The organism is Thalassospira sp. UBA848, from assembly GCF_002295455.1.
Lineage (GTDB): Bacteria > Pseudomonadota > Alphaproteobacteria > Rhodospirillales > Thalassospiraceae > Thalassospira.
Map to the genome: position 1 here is coordinate 1 of NZ_DBGS01000073.1, position 5,855 is coordinate 5,855.

Annotated in this window: 6 protein-coding genes and 1 riboswitch; of the genes, 1 reads left to right on the forward strand and 5 read right to left on the reverse strand. The window is 56.4% G+C overall.

Annotation, left to right across the window (positions count from 1 at the left end; all coding sequences use genetic code 11):
* A partial coding sequence (locus tag B2R48_RS10170) for an aldehyde dehydrogenase family protein (protein WP_296999819.1) occupies positions 1–301 on the forward strand: 301 nt, incomplete at its 5' end.
* Positions 302–435: 134 nt separating this feature from the next.
* Here B2R48_RS10170 and B2R48_RS10175 read toward each other — a convergent pair.
* The 5 genes from B2R48_RS10175 to B2R48_RS10195 form a co-directional block, all read right to left on the reverse strand.
* The gene (locus B2R48_RS10175) at positions 436–1,041 is read right to left on the reverse strand and encodes a superoxide dismutase (RefSeq protein WP_062956924.1); all 606 of its coding nucleotides are present in this window, start codon (positions 1,039–1,041) and stop codon (positions 436–438) included.
* A gap of 297 nt (positions 1,042–1,338) precedes the next feature.
* Positions 1,339–1,677 carry a hypothetical protein gene (locus B2R48_RS10180; RefSeq protein ID WP_249742210.1) on the reverse strand — a complete coding sequence of 113 codons (339 nt, stop codon included), beginning with the start codon at positions 1,675–1,677 and terminating at the stop codon, positions 1,339–1,341.
* A gap of 156 nt (positions 1,678–1,833) precedes the next feature.
* Entirely contained in the window at positions 1,834–2,478 is a 645-nt protein-coding gene (thiE, locus tag B2R48_RS10185) for a thiamine phosphate synthase (protein WP_213475053.1), read from the reverse strand.
* On the reverse strand, positions 2,475–3,284 hold the full coding sequence (thiM, locus tag B2R48_RS10190) for a hydroxyethylthiazole kinase (protein WP_213475054.1): 810 nt from the start codon (positions 3,282–3,284) through the stop codon (positions 2,475–2,477). Before thiM ends, thiE begins: the two co-directional genes overlap by 4 nt.
* A gap of 70 nt (positions 3,285–3,354) precedes the next feature.
* A riboswitch (TPP riboswitch) is annotated at positions 3,355–3,460 on the reverse strand.
* 120 nt (positions 3,461–3,580) lie between these two features.
* A partial coding sequence (locus B2R48_RS10195; RefSeq protein ID WP_296999827.1) for a Tex family protein occupies positions 3,581–5,855 on the reverse strand: 2,275 nt, incomplete at its 5' end.

Consider the following 5,855-nt stretch of genomic DNA (forward strand, 5'->3'; position numbering starts at 1 on the left):
TGAAGAAGCCATCGCGCTTCAGAACGATGTCCCGCAGGGTCTGTCATCTTGCATCTTCTCGACCGATCTGCGCGAAACCGAACTGTTCCTGTCCTCGGTTGGTTCCGATTGCGGTATTGCCAACGTCAATATCGGCCCGTCCGGTGCTGAAATCGGTGGTGCGTTCGGTGGTGAAAAAGAAACCGGTGGCGGTCGTGAGTCCGGTTCGGATGCCTGGAAAGGCTACATGCGCCGCGCAACCAACACCATCAACTACTCCCGCGAGCTGCCGCTTGCTCAGGGCATCAAATTCGATATCTGATCAGACAATCAATCTGGTTTGATCCAAACCCCGCCGGTTCGCTGGCGGGGTTTTCTTTGTTTGTGTTGCGCGCACAAAAAAAGCGGCCCCCGAAGGAGCCGCTTTTTGTAATTCAGTCTCAAAGCGTCGGCAGATTAGCCAGCTTTGGAGAAACGCTCTGCAACATATTCCCAGTTTACCAGGTCGTTCAGGAACGCCTTGATGTAGTCCGGGCGACGGTTGCGGTAATCGATGTAATAGGAGTGTTCCCAAACATCGCAACCCAGAAGCGGGGTCATGCCGTGAACCAGCGGGTTTTCCGCGTTCGGGGTGCCCGAAACAACCAGTTTGCCGGACTTGTCCATTGACAGCCATGCCCAACCGGAACCGAACTGGCCAACGCCAGCGGCGGTGAAAGCTTCTTTGAAGGCGTCAACCGAACCGAAGTCCTCGACGATTTTCTTTTCGAGTTCGCCCGGGATGTTGCCACCGCCATTCGGCTTCATCATGTTCCAGAACTCGATATGGTTCCAGTGCTGACCGACCTGGTTGAAGAGCTTGGCCTTGTCCTTGTCGCCATAGGTGGCAACGACGAGTTCCTCAAGCGACTTGCCTTCAAGACCGCTGCCTTCAAGCAGGGAGTTGCCGGTTACGACATAGGCATTGTGGTGCTTGTCGTGGTGAAACTCGAGTGTTTCAGCCGACATATACGGGTCAAGCGCGTCGTATGCGTACGGAAGTGCTGGGAGTTCAAGTGCCATGATACAGTTCCTCGACTTTCGTTATTAATCTGTGCGGTAACGCAACATATCCCTTTTTGCACCTTCGATAAAAGTGAAAATCCCGCGCAACATGTTGGAAACCTTTGTTGCACGATCGACAGCTGCATCAGGTGCGTTGCCTGTGATCTTTTATCTAGCGCGTATTGGCGTTCATGCAATGCGTCGATGCATTACCGTTTAGATAGATCGATATATGATGAACAATCCTGTGCCAGAAACGTTCCCGGATTTTCTGGAAAAGTTTTGTAACGCTTCGTGGGAATGCAGGCGGTTTGCCTATTCCTTGTAGAGTCCCATCATCTTCTGGCTTTCATCGCCATTTGTCAGGGTGACGTCATATTCGCCGCGCTTGAGCGACGAGATATCGATCTTGCAAGGGAAACGGACGCAATCGCGTTTGATCGCGATGGTGCCGTCTTCCTGATGGCTGAGCGTGACTTCACCCTTGGCCATTTCCGAATGGATGGTGACGCTGTCAGTCGTTGGTTTTGGCGCGGATTTTATTGCAGCCAGCGCGGCTGTCGTGATCGTCATAAGACCAATCAGGGCAATGGCAACCGGCTTGCTGCGCAGAGATATAAGCATGGCTTCCTCGCGCGGTTGTGCTTGGTTCATGCCTGTTAACTTGATCCGCGAAGCCGAAAAATTAACGGCGCAAATGGGGCATTTCCGTGCCGATGACCGCACTTTGGGCGCGGCAGCCATGCGTTTTGCGCGCGGATCGATACCCTGATGGTGTTGTGCAAACGGTGCCGGTAAATCCGCGAAACGCTATTTCGTGCGATTTCGCGCAGATTTAAGAGTTTCCGCGATATGGGCGGTGGCCTGCTTTGGGTCCGGTTGTCCACAAATGGCTGACACAACAGCAACGCCATCCGCACCGCTTTCAAGTGCTGGCAGCACATGTTCACGCTTAAGCCCGCCAATCGCGACCGATGGCAGGTCGACCATCCGGACCAGCTTTTCCAGCCCGTCAAATCCGATGGCGGGTTTGTGGTCGGGTTTGGTGGGGGTCGCGAATACCGGGCCAATACCGACATAATCGACAATGGTGCGATCAACCTTTTGCGCGACCTCTTCGCTTTCAATTGAAAGGCCGATGATCTTGTCCGGGCCAAGGCGATCACGCGCGATTTGTGATGGCAGATCATCCTGTCCGACATGCAGCCCATGCGCGCCAATTGCGATGGCGGCTTCGATGTCATCATTGACGATCAGCGGCACGTTGGTGCCTTCCATCGCGCGCATCAATTCCCGGCCAGCGCGAATGAGGCCGTCTGTTCCGGCCTTCTTGTCACGCAGCTGAACGATGGTCGCACCCCCGGCAATCGCGGCCATCGTGGTTTCCACCATCGAATGGCTGCGACAGAGATCGGGATCAAGCACCAGATAAAGCGACAGATCGAATGACGTCATCGCACATCAATCCGAAGATTCTTGGCATAGGTTGCACCATCAAGATTGTGAAGACCATCGATGAAGGCGGTCATAAAGGATGCCGGACCGTTTGACGTCTTGGCCGCGATTTCGCCTGCCACGGCAAAGTTGCCAAGGGCAGCCACCGTGGCGTCAAACGCCTGATCGGGTGCAATCGCCAGATAAGCGCCGACAAGGGCGGTCAGCGAGCACCCCGTGGCGGTGATTTTTGGCATTAAATCCGACCCGCCGGCAATGCGCACCGAACGCGTGCCATCCGTCACGAAATCAACCGCGCCCGTTACGGCAACAACGCAGCCTTGGCTGCTTGCAAGGCTGCGTGCGGCATCTTCTGCCTGTTCGACAGGATCGCCACTATCGACACCCTGACCGGCACTTTGACCGCCGCCAAGGGCAATTATTTCCGATGCGTTGCCGCGAATGACAGTGGGGTTGAGTTTCAAAAGCCCGGCCACAGCGTTCCGGCGATAGCCGGTCGCAAAATGCGCGACCGGATCAAGAACCCAAGGTTTTTCGGCATCATTAGCCGATTTGGCAGCGGCGATCATGCCTTCGACCCAACTGGGGGAAAGGGTGCCGATATTGACCGTCAGCGCCCCGGCAATCGCGGCAAATTCGCCGGATTCTTCGGGTGTATGGACCATCGCGGGCGAGGCACCCGCCGCCAACAGAACATTGGCGGCATAATTCATCGCGACATAGTTGGTGATGCATTGAACAAGCGGCTTGGTCGCACGCATGCGTTCAAAAAGATCGGTCGCGGTATGGGAAATTTCGGTCGTCATGTCGAGGCTCCAATGCAGAAACGTTGCGGTTGGAGACCCAGTTCGAAGTCGGAAAGATGGAGAACGTCGTAACCGGCGTTCGCACCGTCCCTACGCCAGTATGAACTGGATCAGGTTCAAAGGGTCACTGCGCGGCAGTTTCTCAGCCCCCTGTCGGGGCTCCCCTTGGTGAGTGCTCAACATGGGTTTCAAACCGCTTTCTGTCAATTGATCGGGTGAGAATGGCGTGCAAAGAAAATGGCGGGATCAATATGTGACCCCGCCATCTCAAACATGATGTTCTTTGCCGTGTGTCGTTACTTGCGCCGTTCCATCGCGGCTTTAAGGGCCGCAGCCATCGCACCACCATCACCGCCGGAATTGCCAGACGCATTCCCGCGGCCCGCTCCGTCCTGAGGACGATTTGCCGATGAGTGCTGCGAACGGTTGCCCCCGCGTGGGGCCGTGGTGCGATTGTCTGCACGCTTTTCACGTGTGCCTTCGTAATCGGGTGCGGATTTCATCGAAAGCCCGATACGTTTGCGCGGCGCATCAACTTCCATGACAGTGACCGACACAATCTGGCCTGCCTTGACCACCTGACGGGGATCCTCGACGAACTTGTCGGCCAGCTGCGAGATATGAACCAGCCCATCCTGATGCACGCCGATATCAACGAACGCGCCAAAATTGGTGACGTTGGTGACGGTGCCTTCAAGCTTCATGCCGGTGCGCAGATCCTTGATCTCATTCACACCCTCGGTGAATTTGGCGGTCTTGAATTCCGGGCGCGGGTCACGGCCGGGCTTATCAAGCTCGGCAATGATGTCGCGGATGGTTGGCACACCAAATCTGTCATCGGCGAAATCTTCAGGTCGCAGCGTCTTGATAAAGGCCGAATCCCCGATCAGGTCTGCCAACGGCTTGGCGGCCTTGGCACTGATTTTTTCGACCAGCGGATAGGCTTCCGGGTGCACCGCCGATGCATCAAGCGGGTTATTCGCCCCGCGAATGCGCAAGAAGCCCGCGCATTGCTCGAAGGCCTTTGGTCCAAGACGCTCGACCTTTTTAAGATCAGCACGCGACTGGAACGCGCCGTTGGAGTCGCGGTAGCCGACAATATTGCGCGCCAGTGTCTCGGTCAGGCCGGCCACACGGGTCAGAAGCGGGATGGAGGCGGTGTTAAGGTCAACACCCACACCGTTCACGCAATCCTCAACCACGGCATCAAGCGAACGGGCCAGTTTGGTTTCCGATACATCATGCTGATATTGCCCAACACCGATAGATTTCGGTTCGATCTTCACCAGTTCCGCCAGCGGGTCCTGCAGGCGGCGCGCAATTGATGCCGCCCCGCGCAGCGACACATCAAGGTCGGGGAATTCTTCAGCGGCAAACTGCGATGCGGAATAAACCGATGCTCCGGCCTCATTGACGATCACCTTGGTGGCCTTAAGCGCCGGGAAGCGTTTAAGCATCTGACCGGCAAGCTCGTCGGTTTCACGTGAAAAGGTTCCATTGCCAATCGCGATCAGTTCGATCTGATGGCGGGCCGCCAGTGCGGCCATGGTGTTGATCGCGCCTTCGACGTCATTGCGCGGCTGGAAGGGATAAACCGTTGCGGTATCCACCAGCTTGCCGGTGGCATCAACCACCGCGACCTTGACCCCGGTACGTACACCCGGATCAAGACCCATGGTCGCCTTTTGCCCGGCAGGGGCGGCCAGCAACAGGTCTTTCAGGTTATCGGCAAAGACCTTGATCGCGCCTTCCTCGGCGGAGTCACGAAGGGTGCCAAACAGATCAAGCTCAATCGACAACGACAGTTTGACGCGCCATGTCCAGCGGACCGTGTCCATCAGCCATTTGTCAGCAGCACGACCTTTATCGGCAATGCCGACATGGGCGGCAATCATGACTTCGGCGCGGCCCGGCTGACTGCGCGGACGATCTTCGTCTTCTTTGCCAAGGGTCAGTTTCAGTTGCAGGATGTCTTCGTTACGGCCCCGGAAAAGGGCCAGCGCACGGTGTGACGGGCAGGTTTTGATTTTTTCGGAATGCTCGAAATAGTCCGAGAACTTGGCACCTTCGGCCTGTTTGCCCTCGATCACCGACGCGGTGATTTCACCTTCATTCCACAAGTGGTCACGCAGTTTGGCAACAAGGTCAGCATCCTCGGCAAAGCGTTCCATCAGGATCTGGCGTGCGCCATCAAGTGCGGCCTTGGTGTCTTCGATGCCTTTTTCGGCATCGACAAATTTGGCCGCCTCGGTTTCCGGATCCAGCGTCGGATCATTAAACAGGCTATCTGCCAGCGGCTCAAGCCCGGCTTCGCGGGCAATCTGGGCCTTGGTGCGGCGCTTTTTCTTGTAAGGCAGGTACAAGTCTTCAAGGCGGGTCTTGGTATCGGCCTCGTTGATCGCAGCTTCAAGTTCCGGCGTCAGCTTTTCCTGTTCGCGGATGCTCTCAAGCACGGATGCGCGGCGTTCTTCAAGCTCTGTCAGATAGCGCAGGCGTTCTTCCAGCGTACGAAGTTGGGTGTCATCAAGCCCGCCAGTCTTTTCCTTGCGGTAACGGGCGATGAACGGAACG